The sequence below is a fragment of the Kitasatospora sp. HPM-01-4 genome, from assembly GCF_051374625.1.
Lineage (GTDB): Bacteria > Actinomycetota > Actinomycetes > Streptomycetales > Streptomycetaceae > Kitasatospora.
Map to the genome: position 1 here is coordinate 4,114,084 of NZ_JBPQGP010000005.1, position 19,236 is coordinate 4,133,319.

15 protein-coding genes are annotated in these 19,236 nt (G+C 73.4%); 4 read left to right on the plus strand and 11 right to left on the minus strand.

Translation table 11 applies throughout. The annotated features are described in order from the left end of the window. Window positions 1-83 precede the first annotated feature (83 nt). The gene (locus tag ACSMTC_RS17825; protein WP_436560684.1) at window positions 84-2,132 is read right to left on the minus strand and encodes a phosphocholine-specific phospholipase C; all 2,049 of its coding nucleotides are present in this window, start codon (window positions 2,130-2,132) and stop codon (window positions 84-86) included. A 360-nt stretch (window positions 2,133-2,492) separates the two neighbouring features. Between ACSMTC_RS17825 and ACSMTC_RS17830 the strand changes: the two genes are divergently transcribed. Next, window positions 2,493-2,789 (plus strand): hypothetical protein, encoded by a 297-nt coding sequence (locus tag ACSMTC_RS17830; protein WP_436560685.1) that lies wholly within the window; start codon window positions 2,493-2,495, stop codon window positions 2,787-2,789. A gap of 97 nt (window positions 2,790-2,886) precedes the next feature. Here ACSMTC_RS17830 and ACSMTC_RS17835 read toward each other — a convergent pair whose 3' ends face one another. Beyond that, the gene (locus ACSMTC_RS17835; RefSeq protein WP_436560686.1) at window positions 2,887-4,146 is read right to left on the minus strand and encodes a tryptophan 2,3-dioxygenase; all 1,260 of its coding nucleotides are present in this window, start codon (window positions 4,144-4,146) and stop codon (window positions 2,887-2,889) included. Between the two features lie 240 nt (window positions 4,147-4,386). On the opposite strand from ACSMTC_RS17835, the gene ACSMTC_RS17840 reads away from it, so the two are divergent. Further along, on the plus strand, window positions 4,387-5,784 hold the full coding sequence (locus ACSMTC_RS17840) for a preATP grasp domain-containing protein (RefSeq protein WP_436560687.1): 1,398 nt from the start codon (window positions 4,387-4,389) through the stop codon (window positions 5,782-5,784). Between the two features lie 48 nt (window positions 5,785-5,832). Here the strand turns inward: ACSMTC_RS17840 and ACSMTC_RS17845 are convergent, their stop codons facing one another. Further along, a complete protein-coding gene (locus ACSMTC_RS17845) occupies window positions 5,833-8,799 on the minus strand; it encodes a LuxR C-terminal-related transcriptional regulator (protein ID WP_436560688.1) in 2,967 nt (988 codons plus the stop codon). A gap of 187 nt (window positions 8,800-8,986) precedes the next feature. On the opposite strand from ACSMTC_RS17845, the gene ACSMTC_RS17850 reads away from it, so the two are divergent. Both ACSMTC_RS17850 and ACSMTC_RS17855 read left to right on the plus strand, forming a co-directional pair. Beyond that, window positions 8,987-9,349, plus strand: a complete 363-nt coding sequence (locus ACSMTC_RS17850) for a nuclear transport factor 2 family protein (protein ID WP_436560689.1) — start codon at window positions 8,987-8,989, stop codon at window positions 9,347-9,349. A 174-nt stretch (window positions 9,350-9,523) separates the two neighbouring features. Then, window positions 9,524-11,416: a S9 family peptidase gene (locus ACSMTC_RS17855; protein WP_436560690.1), complete on the plus strand. Its 1,893-nt coding sequence runs from the start codon at window positions 9,524-9,526 to the stop codon at window positions 11,414-11,416. 65 nt (window positions 11,417-11,481) lie between these two features. Here the strand turns inward: ACSMTC_RS17855 and ACSMTC_RS17860 are convergent, their stop codons facing one another. The 8 genes from ACSMTC_RS17860 to ACSMTC_RS17895 form a co-directional block, all read right to left on the minus strand. Continuing rightward, entirely contained in the window at window positions 11,482-12,315 is an 834-nt protein-coding gene (locus tag ACSMTC_RS17860) for an SURF1 family protein (protein ID WP_436560691.1), read from the minus strand. Window positions 12,316-12,509: 194 nt separating this feature from the next. Beyond that, complete coding sequence (locus ACSMTC_RS17865; RefSeq protein ID WP_436560692.1) at window positions 12,510-13,568, minus strand: hypothetical protein; 1,059 nt, start codon at window positions 13,566-13,568, stop codon at window positions 12,510-12,512. A gap of 295 nt (window positions 13,569-13,863) precedes the next feature. Next, on the minus strand, window positions 13,864-14,385 hold the full coding sequence (locus ACSMTC_RS17870; protein ID WP_436564725.1) for a SigE family RNA polymerase sigma factor: 522 nt from the start codon (window positions 14,383-14,385) through the stop codon (window positions 13,864-13,866). 426 nt (window positions 14,386-14,811) lie between these two features. Then, window positions 14,812-15,864, minus strand: coding sequence for an aspartate-semialdehyde dehydrogenase (locus ACSMTC_RS17875; protein ID WP_436560693.1), 1,053 nt, complete (start codon window positions 15,862-15,864; stop codon window positions 14,812-14,814). After that, window positions 15,861-17,141: an aspartate kinase gene (locus ACSMTC_RS17880; protein ID WP_436560694.1), complete on the minus strand. Its 1,281-nt coding sequence runs from the start codon at window positions 17,139-17,141 to the stop codon at window positions 15,861-15,863. The genes ACSMTC_RS17875 and ACSMTC_RS17880 overlap by 4 nt, the downstream gene beginning before the upstream one ends. A gap of 291 nt (window positions 17,142-17,432) precedes the next feature. Continuing rightward, on the minus strand, window positions 17,433-18,104 hold the full coding sequence (locus tag ACSMTC_RS17885; protein WP_436560695.1) for a DUF5063 domain-containing protein: 672 nt from the start codon (window positions 18,102-18,104) through the stop codon (window positions 17,433-17,435). Beyond that, window positions 18,097-18,696, minus strand: coding sequence for a recombination mediator RecR (gene recR / locus ACSMTC_RS17890; RefSeq protein WP_436560696.1), 600 nt, complete (start codon window positions 18,694-18,696; stop codon window positions 18,097-18,099). Before recR ends, ACSMTC_RS17885 begins: the two co-directional genes overlap by 8 nt. Window positions 18,697-18,911: 215 nt before the next feature. After that, a complete protein-coding gene (locus ACSMTC_RS17895; protein WP_436564726.1) occupies window positions 18,912-19,223 on the minus strand; it encodes a YbaB/EbfC family nucleoid-associated protein in 312 nt (103 codons plus the stop codon). Window positions 19,224-19,236: the final 13 nt, after the last annotated feature.

A 19,236-nucleotide genomic window follows, 5' to 3' on the forward strand; every position in this document is an offset into this window, starting at 1 on the left:
CCCCGGAGCGTTGACGCCCCAGGGCCCCCGGCCGCTCCCGTACCCGGGCAGGCGCTTCGCGCACCGGCTCGGATGGGGTCTGATCAGTCGGTGACGATCGCCGGGTCGCTGGTGCCGGGGCGGCCGGTCTCCAGGTGGCCGGCCAGCCGGCGCACGAAAGCGGCGTCCTGGTCGGAGTGGACCGTGAGGTCGTACCAGCCGTGGTTGCGGCCGGGGTTGGCGGTGTGCACCACGTGGGCGCCCGGGCGGAGCCGGTGGTCGGCCCGGTGGTCGCCGCCGTAGGCGTCCGTGACGGTGAGGCGCACGGTCGTCGGGCCGTTGTTGGTGAGCACCAGCTGGAGCTGCCCGTCTCCGTCATGCCGGCAGGTCAGCTCGACGCCAGCGCCGGCGGCCTGGCCCTTGAACCGGCGCAGGAAGCCGTTCGGTCCGTGCACCGAGAAGTCGTACGTGCCCTTGGCGTCCCAGCTGCCGGTGAGCTTGCGGCCGGCCTCGACGGTGTAGGTCCAGGGGCCGCTGCCGTCGGTCGCGGAGGTGACGTGGAAGGTCGCGCCGGCGGCGCCGTGGCTGGCGAACTCCAGGGTGAGGCGGCCGGCCCGGGCGGTGCCGTCGACGGTCAGCTCGTAGGGCAGCGGGCGGGCCCGGCGCAGGCCGCGCTCCTGCTTGGGCAGCGCCGGGTGGGCCGGCGGGGTCGGGACGTAGTCGGGGTGGCGGTTGTGGTCCGGCGGGAGGTAGCCGCTGGTGTCCGGCAGCTCCGGTACGCGGGCGTCGCGGTGGGAGAAGTCGAAGGCCGAGGTCAGGTCGCCGCATATGGCCCGGCGCCAGGGCGAGATGTTCGGCTCGTGCACCCCGAAGCGCCGCTCGATGAACTGGATGATCGAGGTGTGGTCGAAGGTCTGCGAGCAGACCCAGCCGCCCTTGCTCCAGGGCGAGACGACCAGCATCGGCACCCGCTGGCCGAGGCCGTACGGGCCGGTCATCAGCGAGCCGTCACCGGTCGCGTGGTAGATCTCGGTGCTGGTGTCGACGGTGCTCTTCCCCTGCGCCGCCGAGGCGGGCGGGACGGGCGGGACGACGTGGTCGAAGAAGCCGTCGTTCTCGTCGTAGGTGATCAGCAGGGCGGTCTTCGCCCACACGTCCGGGTCGGCGGTGAGGGCGTCCAGCACCTGGGCGATGTACCAGGCGCCGTAGTTGACCGGCCAGTTGGGGTGCTCGCTGAACGCCTCGGGGGCGACGACCCAGGAGACCTGGGGAAGCCTGCCGGCCAGGACGTCGGCCTTGAGCCGGTCGAAGTAGCCCTCGCCGTTCTTGGCGTCGGTGCCGGTGCGGGCCTTGTCGTAGAGCGGGTCGCCCGGCTTGGCGTTGCGGTAGTTGTCGAAGTAGAGAAGGGAGTTGTCGCCGTAGTTGCCGCGGTAGGGGTCCTGGAGCCAGCCCCAGCCGCCGGCCGCGTCCAGGCCGTCGCCGATGTCCTGGTAGATCTTCCAGGAGACGCCGGCGCGCTCCAGACGCTCGGGGTAGGTGATCCAGCCGTAGCCGGCCTCGGCGTTGGTGATGACCGGTCCGCCGCCCTTGCCGTCGTTGCCGACGTGCCCCGTCCACATGTAGTAGCGGTTCGGGTCGGTGGGGCCGAGCAGCGAGCAGTGGTAGGCGTCGCAGATGGTGAACGTGTCGGCCAGGGCGTAGTGGAAGGGGATGTCCTCGCGGGTGAGGTAGGCCATGCTGGTGGTGCCCTTGGCCGGCACCCACTTGTCGTACCGGCCCTGGTTCCAGGCGACGTGGCCGCTCTCCCAGTCGTGCGGCAGGTCCTGGAGGAACTGCAGACCGAGTTCGTCGGCCTCCGGCCGGAACGGCAGCACGTCCTTGGCGCCGTCCGACTGGTACCAGACCGGCTTGCCGCCCGGCAGGCTCACCGGGTGCGGGTCGCCGAATCCGCGCACACCGCGCAGGGTGCCGAAGTAGTGGTCGAAGGAACGGTTCTCCTGCATCAGGACGACGATGTGCTCGACGTCCTTCAGGGTGCCGGTCCGCCGGTTCGCCGGTATCTCGGCGGCGCGGGCGATGGTGGTGGACAGTGCGGACATGGCGGCGGTGCCGCCCGCGAGCTGCAGGAAACGTCGACGGTTGAACGCGGTCATGTAGGGCCGGCCCTCCAGGGTCGTCCGAGGTGCTGGTGCTGCGGTGACAGTGTCATCAAGCGCATGTCAACCTCCCATGGCGTCGGGCTGAAGCCAAGGCGAAGTCTGTGTTAACCGCGTTACCTCAACTCCGTCCGCGGTCCGCGGTGCTGACGGAGCGGCGGGAGCGGCGGGAGCGGCGGCCGAAGGCGGGTCCTGCGCCCGCGGGATCACCGGCCCCGCCAGGTGGGCCGGCCGTCGACCCGCCGGAAGCACGGGCCGGCCGAAGAACGCGCGAGCCACCGGTGCGCACGGGTGGTGGACGTCCGGCGGCAGCGGGATGCTGAGAACACGGCGTCCGTACCGAGGAAGGTGAGCACGATGACGTTTCTCCAGCTCATCGAGTACGAGACCACGCAGAAGGCCCGGGTGGACGATCTGATGAACGAGTGGCTGCAGGCCACCGAGGGCAAGCGCACCGCCACCCACGAGATGCTCGGCCAGGACCGGGACAAGCCGTCGCACTTCGTGAACATCGTGGAGTTCCCCAGCTACGAGAAGGCCATGGCGAACAGCGCCCTCCCGGAGACACAGCACATAGCCGAGGAGATCCGCGGTCTGTGCGACGGCGAGCCGCGCTTCGTGAACCTGGACGTCGTCAGGGAGGAGAAGTGGTAGGAGGCGAGCGGTAACGGGGGGCACGGGGCGGTGGTGACCCGGACCGCCCGGCCCGCGTGGACGTGACCGGGCAGCCGGCCGGCCCGCCCCGGACGGCCTACGGTCGATGGTCCGGCTCCCGGGACACGGGCAGGTACCGCTCGCCGAGGCGCCAGAACAGCCGGTTGCCGAGGCAGTCGTCGAGGTACGGGACCCCGGACGTGTAGCCCGAACCCGTGGCCTCCCCGATCATCCGGGCCGCGAGCGAGTGGTGGGTCGCCTTCCAGTGCTGGTGGCTGTGTTCCAGCCGGGCCAGCGCGGTGTCGAGGGCCGACCACTGCGCTGCGGTGAAGGCCTTCGACTCGCGAGCCGCGAGATAGGCGAGCGAGATGGTGTCGGGGTCGGCGGCGGTCTGCTCGGCCACCGACGGCACGCTGCCGAAGGCGGGCGAGGACCAGCGGTCCTCGCGCGGCCTGCCGCAGAGGCACTCGAACCTCTTGTAGCGCGCGGACTGGATGGCGCTGGACCCCTCGGTGTACCGCCTGAAGCGCCGGAACCCGCCGATGTCCATGGTCGCCAGCAGGCTGAACAGCAGGCCCGTCCGGTCCAGCTGCCCGGCGGCCTCGGTCAGCGCCGCGACCGCGCCCTCGGGGCGGCCCCGCCTGAGCAGGTCCCGGGCCTGCCGGGCACTGCCCACCAGGGCGGCGAACACCGTCTCGTAGCTCTGCAGGACCCGGAGGAAGAGGTACTCGTCGTGCAGCACGTGGACGGGCTGCATGCTGAGCGCGAGCCGCTGGGCCACCACCGGATCCGCCTGTGCCGCCGGCGAGTCGAGCACCTTCTCCAGTTCCGGCAGGTCCGGCCCGTCCGCGTGGCTGAGCCGGTCCACGTCCAGCGCCTCGGCGCCCGCCGGCGCGTACCCGTTCAGCAGCCGCAGGCCGTACCGCAGCCGCTTGTGCCGGACCGTGGCGTCCGGACGCCCCCGCGGCAGGGTGGCCGGACCGTCGCGGTCCGCGGCCAGCTCGTACCGCAGCGCGTCGGCGACCAGCAGCCCGACCAGCTCGGTGGAGGCGCCCCGGGGCCGGGGAGCGTCGAGGAGATCCTCCAGCAGGGGCAGGCAGAGGTAGCTGCGGTAGCTGTAGCGGCCGTCCCTCTTGTCGAGCGCGCAGTCGAGGAACGCCCGCAGCAAGGGGGCGCCGTCCCGGCAGGCCGCGCGGGCCCGGTCCAGCTCAGCGGCCAACCGCCCCGGGAGGAAGTGCTTGCCCGAGGTCTGGATCTCGTGCAGGACCGCGTCGAACGGGAACAGCTCGCGCTCGGGATCGCGGAGCCAGCCGTTCACAGCCGCGAGAGCGCCGTCGAGCGGGGTGTCACGCATCATCGGGCCCAGACTGTCGGCTGCTCGGACGGTCTGCGCGGCGGACGGTACGAAAGGGTGACGTCCCGAGCGCCGCCGAGTGGCCGACCGGACGGGACCCGTCCGCCGTGCTTGGCTGCGCGCATGCGCGACAGGGCTGGCGGAAACGGCAGGGCCGACGGGAACGGCATCGGCGGCGGCACGGGTCCCGACGGCGGAGGCGGCCGAGGCGGCCGAGGCGACCGGGCTCGTGGACCGCTCCTGGTGTTCGCGAACTTCGTCTCCGACGTGGTCTGCGGCCGGGAGGCGGCCGAGTTGAACCTGCACGGGATGGTGCAGTCCTCCCGGAAGGTCTGGCTGACCCGCCCCGGGGACATCCTGGTGACGCAGTTCCCGGTGAGCCGGGAGTTCCGGCGGTACGCCTGCGGCCTGCTCGGGATGGCGGCCGAATCGGTCACCGTGCTCACCACCGAGGCCGACCCGACGCTGCCGCTCGCCGAGGCGATCGGCCGGACTCCCGGGCTGACGGGCCGGCTGCGCTCCCTGGTCGCCGAGCGGCCCGGTATCGAGCTGCTGCCCATCGTGCTGGACCGGTCCACGGTCAAGCTCGCCGCCGAACTCAGCCTACCGGTGTCCGGCTACGGGCCGGGGAGCGGGGGCGGCGACGGCGGCCGGAACAGCACCGGCTGCCGACCGGGGAGTTCGGGCCCGTCCTGCCCGGACGGCGTACCGGAGAGCGCACTTGAGGCGGTCGACCGGCTCAACACCAAGAGCGGCTTCAGACAGGCCGCGCGGAGGCTGCGCATCCGGGTGCCGGCGGGCCGTACGTGCCACGACTGGTCCGAGGTCGCGGCCGGTGCCGGCGAACTGCTCGAGCGGTACCCCCGGGTCCTGGTCAAGCCCGCCAGGGCGGCCGGCGGGGACGGCTTCCGGATCCTCACCCGCGCGGATCTGCCGGTTCTGACCGATCACGGAGCCGTCCGGCAGCGGGCCGAAGGGTGGGTGGTCGAGGAGTACGTCCCGTTCGTCCGCGATGTCAGTGTGCAGATGGAGGTGGGGCCGGGCGGCCCGGCCGTCGTCTACACCGGCGAGATGCGCACCCGGGACTGCAGCTACCACGGATTCGCCTCGCCCCTGGCCGAGTTGGAGCGCGGCAGCGGATGCGCGGCCGACGAGGGCCCCGGCGGCGATGTGCGCGGGGAGCTGGAGCGCGCCGGGATGGCTCTCGGCGGCCACCTCGCGGACTGCGGCTACCGGGGCAGGTTCAGCATCGACGCCGGGGTCACCGAGGACCGTACGGTGTACGCGGTGGAGAGCAACGTCCGGCGTACGGCCACCACCGCGCGGCAGGCCATGGTGCAGCGGCTGGCCTCGGTGAGCGGCCGGACCGGCCGCGCCTGGCTGAGCGACACCCGGCCCGGCCCGCACGCCACCGATCTGGCGGCGGTCCAGGCGCTGCTGCGGGACGCCGGACTCACCTACTCCCACCGGCGGGGCGAGGGCGTGGTGCTGTCCGTCGAATCGGTTTCCCCCGAGGCCGGTTGGCACTATGCGGCGATCGCCGCCGACCTCCGGCGCGCCACGGAACTCGAACGCTCCTTGCAGGCCCTGCTGGAGGCCGCTCCCGACACCCCGGCCGCCGCCCCGCCCGGCACCGGCTGAGCCGGATCACGCCCCCTGGCGGCGGCCCGTCGTGCCCGCCGCCCCGGCTCAGCGTCCCGTCAACACACCGTCCAGCTCGCCGAGTTCGACGCGCGAGGCGACACCCAGCTTCGGGTACGCCTTGTAGAGGTGATGGCCGACCGTGCGCGGGCTGAGGAACAGCTGTGCGGCGATGTCCCGGTTGGTGAGGCCCTGCGCCGCGAGCCGGACGATCTGCAACTCCTGTGGGGTGAGGGCCGCGAGCGGCCCGGCCGCCTTCCCGGCGGGGGCGGTGGAGCCGGTGGCGGTCAGCTCGGTGCGGGCGCGGTCCGCCCAGGGGCCGGCGCCGAGCTGTTCGAAGATCTCCAGGGCGGTGGCGAGTCTGGTGCGGGCCTCGGTCCGGCGCCGTTCCCGGCGCAGCCACTCACCGAACAGCAGTGCGGTCCGCGCCAGTTCGAACGGGCGGTTGTCCCGCTCGTGCAGATCGAGTGCGGACCGGTACGCCGACTCGGCCAGCTCCGGCGGCCCGAGCAGCGCCTGGCAGCGCAGCAGGAGCGCCTGTGCCCAGGGCCGGCCCGTGACCTCGGCCCAGCGCGCGAAGCGCTCGTACGGCCCGGCCGCGCGCTCCGGTTCACCCAGCCGCACCGCCGCCTCCACCAGGTCGGGCACGGCTCGGGTGGCGGAGACATGGTGCCGGAACTGGCCGCCGGTGAGCCGTTCGAGCCGGTCGGCGGCCAGCCCCGCCCTCCCCTGCCCGAGGTCGAGCAGCCCCAGCGCCCACTGCGCCCAGGGGTAGCCGGCCGCCGGTGCGGCGCCCGGCCCCTCCAGGGCGGCCGCGGCCAGCTCCGCACAGCGTTCCTCGGCACCGGAGATCCCCGCCACGTAGGCGAGCAGACCGCTCACCTGGCTCACCCACTGGCGCTGTTCGGTGTCGGCCGCCAGCGCCAGGGCCTCGGCCGCGGTGACCTCGGCGTCCCGGTGACGGCCGTGGAAGAGCTCGGCCTCCGCGAGGAAGTACAGCAGGGTCGGCAGCTGCCCGACCGCGCCCTCGGCCCTTGCCTCGGCCACCAGCTCCGCGGCCAGCCGGTACGTCTCCTCGTCCCGCCCGAGGATCAGGGTCGCACCGCAGACCTGGACCAGGTCCCGGATGGCGTCCGCACCAGCAGCCCGGGCCGCGGCCGCCGTCTCGCCGACCTCCGGCGGCTCCGGGGCCGGGCGGCCGACCACCGGCAGCCCGGCGGCGAGCAGGTACCGGGCCGGCGGCCCGACCGGATCCCCCTCCGGCAGCTCCAGCGCGGCCAACCGGTCGAGCACGGCGGCCAGTTGCTCCTCCCCCAGGTACCAGGCGGCGTGGAACGCCTGGAACAGCATCCGGGCGGCATGCGTGGGCTCGATGTCGGACGCCGCGGCCGCCATCAGGAGCTCGTACGCGGCCGGATAGGCGCCGCGCCAGAACTTCGCGGTCGCCCGGACGTGCTCCAGGAGGGCCACCGCGAGGGGCCGCCCCCGGCCGGAGAGGTGCGGAAGGTCGTCCGTACGGGCCAGTGCGCGGTCGGCGAGCGCCGTGGCCCGGTCCAACTCGCCCGCGTCGGTGGCGGATTCGGCGGCCAGGACCAGGCGCCGGGTGGCCCCGCCCCGGTCCGGGGTCAGCCGGGCGGCCCGCTCGTACGCCGAGGCCGCACCGCTCGGACCGCCCCGGGCTCCGGCCCGTACGGCCGTACGCTCCAACGCGTCGGCGAGACCGGCATCCGGCCCGGTCGCGGCGAGGGCGAGGTGCCAGGTGCGTCGATCGCCCTCCTGTGACACCTCACCGATGGCCCGGTGCACGGCCAACCGCTGCGTCAGCGGGGCGCGTTGCATGATCGCGGCACGGATCAGCGGGTGCCGGAACGCCACCCGCTCGTCGGCCGAGAGCCGGAGCAGCCCCTGCCGCTCGGCCGGCGGCAGGCTGTCGGGCCCGGCCCCGAGCACGGCCGCGGCGGCCAGTACGACACGCAGGTCCCCGGCCTCCTCGGCGGCGGCGACCAGCAGCAGGGTCTGGGTGGCGGCGGGAAGCCTGGACACCTGTCCGTGGAAGGCGAGTTGGAGGCGGCTGGTGAGCGGTACCGCTCCCACGGCACCGGCCTGTTCGCCGGCGAGCGCGGCCGGCAGTTCGGTGAGCGCGAGCGGGTTCCCCTGCGCCTCGGCCAGGACCCGCTGGTGGACGGCGGTGAGCCGGGCGGCGTCCTCGATGCCTCCGGCCGCCTCGGCCGCCCCCGGGGCCCGGCCCGCCGGCAGCGCGGCGAGCAGGGCGGCCGCGGCCGCCGGGGACAGCGCCGCGAGCGGGAGCTCGGGCAACCCCGGTGCGGGAAAGGAGCCTTCGCCGTCACGGGCGGCGATGAGCAGCACGATCCCTTCGGTTCCGAGGCGCCGGGCTGCGAGCAGCAGCGCTTCGGCCGAGGCGCGGTCCAGCCACTGGGCATCGTCGATCAGGCACAACAGCGGCCGGTCGGTGGCGAGTTCGGCGAGCAGGGCCAGTGTGGCGAGCCCCGTGAGCAGCCGGTCGGCCGTCCGGGCCGCCGTCCCGGACGGGCCGGCCGCGGGTTCGGCCGCTCCCGCGGCCGCCTCGTCGGTCAGCCCGAACGCCGCTTCCAGCGCCCGTCGTTGCGGGGCGGGCAGCGCGCCCAGCCGGTCGAGCCCCGGGGCCAGGAGCAGGCTGAGCCCGGCGAACGGCAGATCCGCCTCGCTCTCGACCCCCGTGGCCCGGATCACCCGGAACGGCACCGAACCCGCCGTATCCGCGGCCGTCCCCCGGCCGCCGGCCGCGAACTCCCCGTCAGCCGGCGGGCTCGGGCTGGAGGCGGCCACCGCGCCTTCGGCCCCTGCGCCGGGTTCCGGGCGCGGCCTCTCCAGTGCCGCGCGCTCCGCGTAGTCCAGCAACGCGCTCTTCCCGATACCGGGTTCGCCCCGCAGGACCAGCGTCCCGCTACGGCCCGTCCGTGCCCCGTCGAGCAGCCGGTCGACAGCCGCCTGCTCCTCCGCCCTCCCGAACAGCATGACTTGCACCCTACCCACGCCCCTGCGGACACCGGCCGCCGCGATGACCTATGGCTGACTGATTCGCCGCCACCCCACCCCGCCGTAGCTTCGTGTCATCGGCGGAACGCACCGCCGAGAACACCCCGGCGAGCGCCCCGGGAAGAGCCCCGGAAGACATCGCCGAACGAGCCGAAGGAGCAGGAAGATGACCGACCTCCAGCAGGTGGCCGAGCGCTACATCGCCGTCTGGAACGAGAGCGACCAGCCCACCCGCCGCAAGCTGATCGACGAGCTGTGGGCCGAGGACGGCGGCTACACCGACCCGTTGGTGGACGTCCGGGGGCGGGAGGCGATCGACGCGACCATCGGCGCGGCCCAGGCGCAGTTCCCCGGCCTGGTCTTCACCCTCGGCCCGGTGGACGCCCACCACCACCTGGCCCGTTTCACCTGGGACCTCGGTCCGGCCGGTGCCGAGGCGCTGGTGGTCGGTTTCGACGTCGTCACCGTGGACCAGGACGGCCGGATCACCGCGGTGCTCGGCTTCCTCGACAAGGTTCCCGCCGCCTGACCGCGGTGCCCGGTCCCGCCTCCCTCCTGCCCCGTGCCCCTCGTCGCCGCCCCGCCGGCCCCCGGCGGCGCGGCGGCGCGGGGCGGCCGCCGGGACGGAGCGCGCACCGGGCGGACCCCCGGCCGGGATCTCCCGGCATTCCGCTCGACGCCCGGCATCGGGTTGGATAGGGGGATGAGTGAGCAGCAGAGCGCAGTACCCGTGTGGGAGCAGAGGTTCCGGGCGGCGCGGGTCTCGCTGCCGGACTGGGCCGAGGACGCCCCCGAGCGGGCCCTGTACGTGTCCAACGCCACCGGCACCTACGAGGTCTACGCCTGGGACCGGTCCACCGACCGGCACCGGCAGGTCACCGATCGCCCGAACGGGACCACCGACGCCGAGCTGAGCCCGGACGGCGAGTGGATCTGGTGGTTCGACGACACCGACGGCGACGAGTTCGGCGTCTGGCGCCGCCAGCCCTTCACCGCCGGTCCGACGGCCCGCGCGACCGGCGGCGAGGACGGCACGGACGGCGCCGGGGAGACCGGGCGCACCGACGAGGAGGCCGTCCCCGGGGTGCCCGCCGCGTACTCGGCCGGCCTGGCGATCGGCCGCGACGGCACGGTGGTGGTCGGCACCTCCACCGACGACGACGGCACCACCCTCTACCTGCGCCGCCCCGGCGGTACGACGGTCGAGACCCTGTACCACCACGTCGAGTACGGCGGCGTCGGCGATCTCTCGTACGACTCCGCGCTCCTGGCCGTCGAGCACACCGAGCACGGCGACGCGATGCACTCGGCGATCCGGGTGGTCCGCGTCCTCGACGGTTCCACCGTCGCCGAACTGGACGACGTGACCGGCCGCCGGAACCCGTCCGGCGTCTCCTGCCTGGGCTTCGCCCCCGCCGAGGGCGACACCCGGCTGCTCGTCGCCCACCAGCGGCGGGGCCGCTGGGAGCCGATGCTCTGGGACGTCGCCACCGGCGAGGAGACCGAGCTGGCGATCCGTGACGACCAGGGCCGGGAGTTCCCCGGCGACCTCTCCGCGCAGTGGCGCCCCGGCGCCCGGGCGCTGCTGGTGGAGCACGAGTACGAGGCGCGCAGCGAGCTGTTCTCGTACGACCTGGAGAAGGGCGAGCTGGTCCGCCTGGACACCCCGCGCGGCACGGTCTCGGGGGCGACCGCCCGGCCCGACGGGACGGTCGAGTACCTCTGGTCCTCCGCCGCCGAGCCCTCCGCCGTGCGCTCCACCGCCGGCACGGTGGTCCTGCGCGCGGCCGGACCGGTACCGCCCGGGTCGGTCCCGGTCGAGGACGCGTGGGTCGAGGGGCCCGGCGGCCGGGTGCACGCGCTGGTCCAGCGGCCGCAGGGCGAGGGCCCGTTCCCGACCGTCTTCGAGGTCCACGGCGGCCCGACCCACCACGACAGCGACTCCTTCGCCGCCGGTCCCGCCGCCTGGCTGGACCACGGCTTCGCCGTCGTCCGGGTCAACTACCGCGGCTCCACCGGCTACGGCCAGGCCTGGACGGACGCGCTGAGCGAGCGGGTCGGCCTGATCGAGCTGGAGGACATCGGCGCGGTCCGTGACTGGGCGGTGGAGTCCGGCCTCGCCGACCCGTCGAGGCTGGTGCTCTCCGGCGGCTCCTGGGGCGGCTATCTGACCCTGCTCGGCATCGGCACCCAGCCGGAGAGCTGGACGCTCGGCCTGGCCGCCGTCCCGGTGGCCGACTACCTGACCGCGTACGCCGACGAGATGGAGGCCCTCAAGTCGCTGGACCGGACCCTCTTCGGCGGCACCCCCGAGGAGGTCCCGGACCGCTGGCACGCCTCCTCCCCGCTGACCTACGTCGAGCAGGTCAAGGCGCCCGTCTACATCAGCGCCGGGGTCAACGACCCGCGCTGCCCGATCCGCCAGATCGACAACTACGTCGAGCGGCTTGAGCAGCTCGGCAAGGTGCACGAGGTCTACCGCTACGACGCCGGGCACGGCTCGCTGGTGGTGGAGGAGCGGATCAAGCAGCTCCGGCTGGAGATCGACTTCGCTCTGCGGCACCTGCCCGGCGGGGACCGTCCCGCCGACCGGTGAGCCGTCGGCCCCGGGTAGCGGTCACTCCCCGCTCACCCGGGGCCGGTGCGGTCCCCGGAAAGCGCTCAGTCCAGGGCCGGGTCGAGGCCCAGCGCCCGGTCCTGGACCAGCTCCGCCTCCCGGCGCACCAGGCGGAACCACATGAAGACGACGAAGCCCGCGAAGACGAACCACTCCAGCGTGTAGCCGAGGTTCTGGAACGCCCGCAGGCTGAGCCCGTCCCCGCCCTGCGGCTGGATGGTCGGCACCACGGTGAGCCCGGCCGGCGCGGCGTCGGCGGCCACCCATCCGTCGTACGAGCGGTACGGCAGCATGTTGACCAGGGTGGCCGGGCTGATCGTGCCCAGCTGGCCGGTCGGCAGTCCGCCGGCCACCGCACCGCCGCTGCCGCTGTTCTCCGGGGCCTGCAGCCGGCCCGTGACGGTGACCTGGCCGGTCGGTGCCGCGGGCACCCCGGCCACCGCACCGCTCCCGGTACCGCTCGATCCCGCCGCGCCGTCCGTACCGGCGGAACCCGGTGCGCCGGGCGCCCAGCCGCGGACGACGGCCACCGCCGGTCCGTCCGCGGTGCGCAACGGGGTGAGCACGTAGTAGCCGTTCCTGCCGTCCACCGTGCGGTTGGGGACCAGCAGCTGGTGCGCGGGGTCGTAGCTGCCGGTGACGGTGACCTCGCGGCCGACCGTGTCGGTGCCGACCTGCGCCGTGCCGCCCTTCAGTACGGAGGACAGCGGGGCGGCCGCCTCCGGGGCCTTGGCCGAGCTGCCGCCGTCCTTGTGGGTGGAGACCCGGTCCTCGAACCGCCCGAGCTGCCAGGAGCCGAGCCAGAGGCAGACCGCGATGGCCACCAGGGCTACCACGGTGCCGCCCAGCCAGCGCGAAGTCAGGAGAAACCGGTACACGCCCACCACGGTAACCATTCCTCACACCCTGCCGGTGCCCAGGGGGGCGTCGCGTCCGGGATCACGACAGCCGCCGAGTCCGCGGTCCGGCGCACCCGCCTGTGGACCCGGCGCCCCGGACCGCGGACTCAGCGGCCTACGGTGCCCCCGGCGGGGCCGTACCGCTCACTCCGCCGGCCTCCTTCGCCCACCGCCTACGGACCGGTGTGCGCCGCCGTGGGGCTGCCGGACGGCGGCGCCGGGGTGGCTGCCGGGACGGCCTCCGGAGCGGTGCGGTACACCGTCCCGGTGCAGGCGCCGCTGACCTCGGCGGTCGCGGCGGCCGGCGCGCCGGCCTGCGGGGTGTGTGCCAGCGTGATGCCCGCCGGTGTGCTGGGCGGCGGGGAGCTGCTGGGGCTCGGGGCCGCGCTGGTGGGCGCCGGGGCCTGGGGAGAGGCGTCGGCGCCCGGTGCGGCCGCGGCCGCGGGGGGTGCCTGCGGGGCCGGTGCGCCGGCCGGTGCGCCGGGAGTGGCACCGCCGCCGGCGTTCTGGCACTGCGAGTCCGGTACCCAGCCGAAGCGGACCTGGTAGCCGCCCTTCGGCGGCAGCACCAGCGGAACCGGCACCGGGGCGGGGTCGGGGAGGCCGACCGCCGGGTCGCCGGCCACGTGGTCGACCACCTTGACCTTGACCGGGTCACCGCCCCCCACCGAGCTGGCCTCGACCGTGCCCGGACCGGTGAGCTCGCAGCTGCGTCCGGAGGTGTTGAGCACGGTGAACCAGCCGTACACCTTGCCGCTGCCGTCCGCCGCGGCCAGGTGGGAGCTGCCCTCACCGAGGTCGGCCCGTTCGCAGTCGGGCACCGACGCGGTTCCGACCGGGCTGCCGTCCGCCCCCGGGGAGGGGCTCGCGGTTTCCGAGCCGGCCGCGGTGCCGGGCGTGGCGGTGCCCGACCCGCCGACCGAGCCGGTCGGCCGAGGCAGGTGCGAGAGGCCCGCCCCGCTGTCCTCCGACGGCGAGGCCGCGCTCCGGCCGTCGGAGTCCGCGATGGTGTGGCCGGCGGCCGGACCGTCGGAGAGGTCGAACTGCCGGACGCCCTTGATGGCCGGTACGGCGGCGACGACGAGCAGCGCGGCGGCGGCCGTACCTGTCCAGAGGTTGCGGTGCCGGGCCCGGCGGCGCGGGACCGCCTGCCGGATGCGCAGCAGCGCGGCGGGGTCCGGCTGCACCTCGGTGACGGAGCGGTGGAGCATCTCGCGGAGCCGTTGCTCCATCAGCTCCTCGCCCGATCCGGGCGGGGCCTGCTCCGCTCCCCCCGTGTCCGGCCGCGGCTCGGCCGCACCCGGCCCCGGGGCCACCGCTCCGCCTTCCGGTAGCGGGAGCTCGCCCGCCTCGTCGCCGGTCCGGCTCCGGCCGTCTGACAGTCGATCAGCACCCTCAGGCCGCTGCGGCTTCCGCCCGGCACCGGCGGCATCTTCGCCGACCGGTCCGGCTCCGACCGCTCCGTCACCGGCCGCGTGTCCGTCGACCGCGTATCCGTCGGCCCGCCTCTCGCCAGGCATGCGCTCGTCAGTCATCCTTGGCCTCCATCAGGACTCGCAGGGCGGCCAGGCCGCGCGATCCGTACGCCTTCACCGAGCCGAGGGAGATCCCCAGCGCGTCGGCCACCTGCACCTCCGTCATGTCCGCGTAGTAGCGCAGGACGAGCACCTCCCGCTGACGGCGCTGCAGCCCCCGCAGAGCGTTCTTCAACTGGTCGCGCTCCAGCGCATCGTAGGCACCTTCCTCTGCACTGGCCATGTCAGGCATTGGCTTGGGCAGCAGGCGCAGGCCGAGAATGCGCCGCCGGAGCGTCGAGCGGGAGAGGTTGACGACGGTCTGCCGGAGGTAGGCGAGGGTCTTCTCCGGTTCGCGGACCCGGCGGCGGGCGGCATGCACCCGGATGAACGCCTCCTGGACGACATCCTCGCAGGTCGAGAGGTCGTCAAGGAGCAGGGCGGCCAGGCGCAGCAGGGAACGGTAGTGCGCCTGGTACGTCTCGGTGAGGTGGTCGACGCTGGCTCCCGCCGCGTCCTCTGCGGCCGTGCCCATCCGGCTATCGACCAGCAACCCTGCTAGGGACGGCGGAGCCACCGCGGGCACCACCGAAACCGCGGGCACCACGGACACCGACACCACGGACACCGACACCGCGGGCACCACAGGCACCACCGGCGCCGCCGACACCACCATCACGGGTGCCACGGGCACCACGGAGACCGCCCCCACTACGTTCGCCACGCCTGTTGGACACTCGCTCCCCTGTCATGGTTGCCCGGCCGGAGGCACATTCTCCCGCACACGCAGAATCCCCCTCCAGTGCCCTGGAGGGGGATCCGGACCGCCCGATTCCACAGGACGGCACTTGCCATGGGACTCACCATGGGACTCACCCGGCGCGGACAGCGCAGCGGACGACCCGTCAGCCGCCATGCCGCAGCCGCAGCGCCGCAGCCACAGTGCCTCGGCCGCAGCGCGTCAGCCGCTGAGCTCCGCCGCGATCAGTTCGGCGATCTGAGCGGTGTTCAGCGCGGCACCCTTGCGCAGGTTGTCCCCGCAGAGGAAGAGGTCCAGCGCGTTGGGGTCGTCCAGCGAGCGGCGCACCCGTCCGACCCAGGTGGGGTCGGTGCCCACCACGTCGTTCGGGGTCGGGAACTCCCCGGCCGCCGGGTTGTCGTAGAGGACGACGCCCGGTGCCTCCCGCAGGATGTCCTGCGCGTGCTCCTGACTGACCTCCCGCTCGAAGACCGCGTGCACGGCCAGCGAGTGCGCGGTGATCACCGGGATCCGGACGCAGGTCGCGGAGACCCTGAGGTCCGGAATTCCGAGGATCTTGCGGGACTCGTTGCGGACCTTGAGCTCCTCGGAGGACCAGCCGTCCGCCGCCGGCGAGCCCGCCCAGGGCACCGCGTTCAGCGCCAGCGGGGCCGGGAACGGGCCGTTGTCGGTGATCACGGCGCGCAGGTCGCCGGTCTGCTCGCCGACGCCGGTGCCCGCGACCTGCTTGAGCTGGTCGCGCAGCACGTCCACGCCGGACTGCCCGGCGCCGGAGGCGGCCTGGTACGAGGCCACCACCAGTTCCCTGAGCCCGTACTCGGCGTGCAGCGCGGCCAGGCCGCAGATCATGGTGAGCGTGGTGCAGTTCGGGTTGGCGACGATGCCGCGCGGGCGGAGCCTGGCCGCCGGTGCGTTCACCTCGGGGACGACCAGCGGCACGTCCTCGTCCATCCGGAACGCGCCGGAGTTGTCCACCACGACGACACCCTTGGCCGCCGCGATCGGCGCCCACTGGGCGGAGACCTCGTCGGGGACGTCGAACATCGCCACGTCGATGCCGTCGAACGCCTCCTCGCGGAGCGCGACGACCTCGACCTCCTCACCGCGTACGGTCAGCCGGCGGCCGGCCGACCGCGGTGAAGCGATCAGCCGGATCTCGCCCCAGACGTCCTCCCTCGCGGAGAGGAGGCCCAACATCACGGTCCCTACGGCGCCGGTGGCACCGACGACCGCGAGGTTGGGCTTACCACTCATCGGCCGGTGCCGCCGTAGACGACGGCCTCGTCGGTGGTGCTGTCCAGACCGAAGGCGGTGTGCACCGCCCGGACAGCCTCGTTCACGTCGTCGGCACGGGTGACCACCGAGATGCGGATCTCCGAGGTGGAGATCAGCTCGATGTTCACGCCCGCCTCGGAGAGCGCCTCGAAGAAGGTCGCGGTGACACCGGGGTTGGAGCGCATGCCCGCGCCGACCAGCGAGATCTTGCCGATCGCGTCGTCGTAGCGGAGCGACTCGAAGCCGATGCCCTCACGGACCCGGTTGAGTGCGTCGATCGCCTTCTGGCCCTCGGTCTTCGGGCAGGTGAAGGAGATGTCGGTAAGGCCGGTGGACGCGGCGGAGACGTTCTGCACCACCATGTCGATGTTGACCTCGGCATCCGCGATGGCGCGGAAGATCCGGGCCGCCTCTCCCGGCTTGTCGGGCACGCCGACGACCGTGACCTTGGCCTCGGACGTGTCGTGGGCGACTCCGGAGATGATCGCCTGCTCCATTTCGCCCCCTTCGGGCTTGGTCGGGTTGGTCCCACTCACAATCGTCCCCGGAAGCCCGGAGAAGGATGAGCGTACGTGAATCGGGATGTTATAGCGCCGGGCGTACTCGACACACCGGTCGAGCAGCACCTTGGAGCCGGACGAAGCCAGCTCCAGCATGTCCTCGAACCCGATCCAGTCGATCTTGCGGGCCTTCTTCACCACGCGCGGGTCGGCGGTGAACACGCCGTCCACGTCGGTGTAGATCTCGCAGACCTCGGCCTCCAGCGCCGCCGCGAGGGCGACCGCCGTGGTGTCCGAGCCACCTCGGCCGAGCGTGGTGATGTCCTTGGAGACCTGCGACACGCCCTGGAATCCGGCCACGATCGCGATGTTGCCCGCTTCCAGGGCGTTGCGGATCCGGCCAGGCGTCACGTCGATGATGCGCGCCTTGTTGTGGACCTGGTCCGTGATGACACCGGCCTGGCTGCCCGTGAAGGACTGGGCGTCGAAACCCAGCGTTTTGATCGCCATGGCCAGCAGTGCCATGGAGATCCGCTCTCCAGCGGTCAGCAGCATGTCGAACTCGCGGCCGGACGGAATCGGGGTTACCTGTTCCGCGAGTTCGATGAGCTCGTCCGTCGTGTCGCCCATCGCGGACACCACGACGACGACCTCATGGCCGGCCTTCCTGGTGTCGACGATTCGGCGGGCTACGCGCTTGATGCCTTCGGCATCCGCAACGGATGAGCCGCCGTACTTCTGCACGACAAGGCCCACGTGCGCTCCTCGACTTGTGTCGTTCAGGGGGACTGGGTGGCCCCTTCTGCGGTCCGAGCCAGTCTATCGAGCGGTTTCGGCACCTCAGCTGGGTTCCGAATGCTGAGACGCGTATATCGCCTGGTGGTCAGCGGCTTTCGTCAGGTCTTCGGGCCCGCTCCCGGTGGCCGACAAGAATTACCGGGGCCGCGGCCGATCGGCTCCGAATTTTTCCGGCCGGACGATCCATGAATTCTTCGTCACACTCTCCGGGCGCCCCGCCGCCGCACCCGCCGCGCCCCGGGGCACGGCTCAGAGGCCCAGTTCGGCTGCCATGAGGTCGCCGGCCTGCTGCTCCAGCTGCTCGTCCGTCAGCCCGTCGTCATCGGTGTCCGCGCCCTCCACCGCCGCGCCGATCGGACTGTCCAGCCGCACGTGCGCGACCAGCGACTGCAGCGCCCGCAGCACCGCCGAGCAGGTCGAACCCCAGTTGGACAGGTACGAGAACTGCCACCACCACAGCGCCTCGCTGACCCGCCCCTCGCGGTAGTGGGTCAGCCCGTGCCGCAGCTCGTTCACCACACCGGCCAGGTCGTCCGAGATCCGGAAGGCGTTCGGGCGCGCGGGCGGACCGTACGGGTCGAAGACCTCGTGGTACACGTCGATCGGCGCCAGCAGCTCGGCCAGCCGCTCGCGGAGCTCGACCCCGTCGGGCTCGGGGCCGGCGTCCGGCTCGAAGCGGTCCTCCGGGAGGACGTCCTCGATCGCGCCGAGCCTCCCGCCCGCCAGCAGCAGCTGGGAGACCTCCAGCAGCAGCAGCGAGATCGCACTGCCGGGCTCGTCCCCCTTGGCGACCTCGGTCACGGCGAGCACGAAGCTCTCGACGGAGTCCGCGATCTGCACCGCGAAGTCGTCCGGGGCTTCGGCCTGGGTGTGCGGGTGCCGGGCGTGCGAGTGCGCGTCCGCGCGGGTGTGGTCAGACATCGAGCAGTCGTCTCCCTTCGAAGGCCCGGCCGAGGGTGACCTCGTCGGCGTACTCCAAGTCCCCGCCGACGGGCAGTCCGCTCGCCAGCCGGGTGACCTTCAGACCCATCGGCTTGCAGAGCCGGGCCAGGTAGGTGGCGGTCGCCTCCCCCTCCAGATTGGGGTCGGTCGCCAGGATCAGCTCGGTGACCGTGCCGTCCGCGAGCCGCCCGAGCAGCTCGCGGATCCGCAGGTCGTCCGGGCCGACGCCTTCGATCGGGCTGATCGCGCCGCCCAGCACGTGGTAGCGGCCGCGGAACTCCCGGGTGCGCTCGATCGCGACGACGTCCTTGGGCTCCTCGACCACGCAGATCACCGCCAGGTCGCGCCGCGGGTCCAGACAGACCCGGCACTGCTCGGACTCCGCGACGTTGCCGCAGACCACGCAGAACCGGACCTTCTCCTTGACCTCCAGCAGCGCCTGCGCCAGGCGGCGGACATCCGTCGGGTCGGCCTGCAGGACGTGGAAGGCGATCCGCTGCGCGCTCTTGGGCCCGACGCCGGGCAGCCTGCCCAGCTCGTCGATCAGGTCCTGAACCACGCCCTCGTACAACTTCGCGCCTTCCCTCGTGCCGTCGCGTGCTCTCGTCTTCGCTCCCGCGCGCGCTCGTACGGCGGCTCTCGCGCCTGCTCCGACGCGCGCTCTCGCGGTGCCATCATCCAACGAATCGGGCGCCGGACACACCGTCCGACGCCCGACTCACCCATAAATCACACAGCGTGTCCAGGGCTCTGCTACCAGTCAGCCACCGGACCGATGCCGCGCCGTCAGAACGGCAGGCCGGGAATGCCGCCGCCGAGGCCCTGGGTCAGCGGGCCCATCCGCTCGGCCTGGAGCTTCTGGGCCGCCGCGTTGGCGTCCCGGACCGCCGCCAGCACCAGGTCGGCCAGGGTCTCGGTGTCCTCCGGGTCCACGGCGGCCGGGGCGATGGTCAGTGCCACCAGCTCACCGGCGCCCGTCACCGTGGCCTCGACCAGGCCGCCGCCCGCCGTACCACTCACCTTCGTCTCGGCCAGCTCCCGCTGAGCCTTGCCGAGCTCCTCCTGCATCTTCTGCGCCTGCTTGAGCAGCTGCTGCATGTTGGGCTGGCCA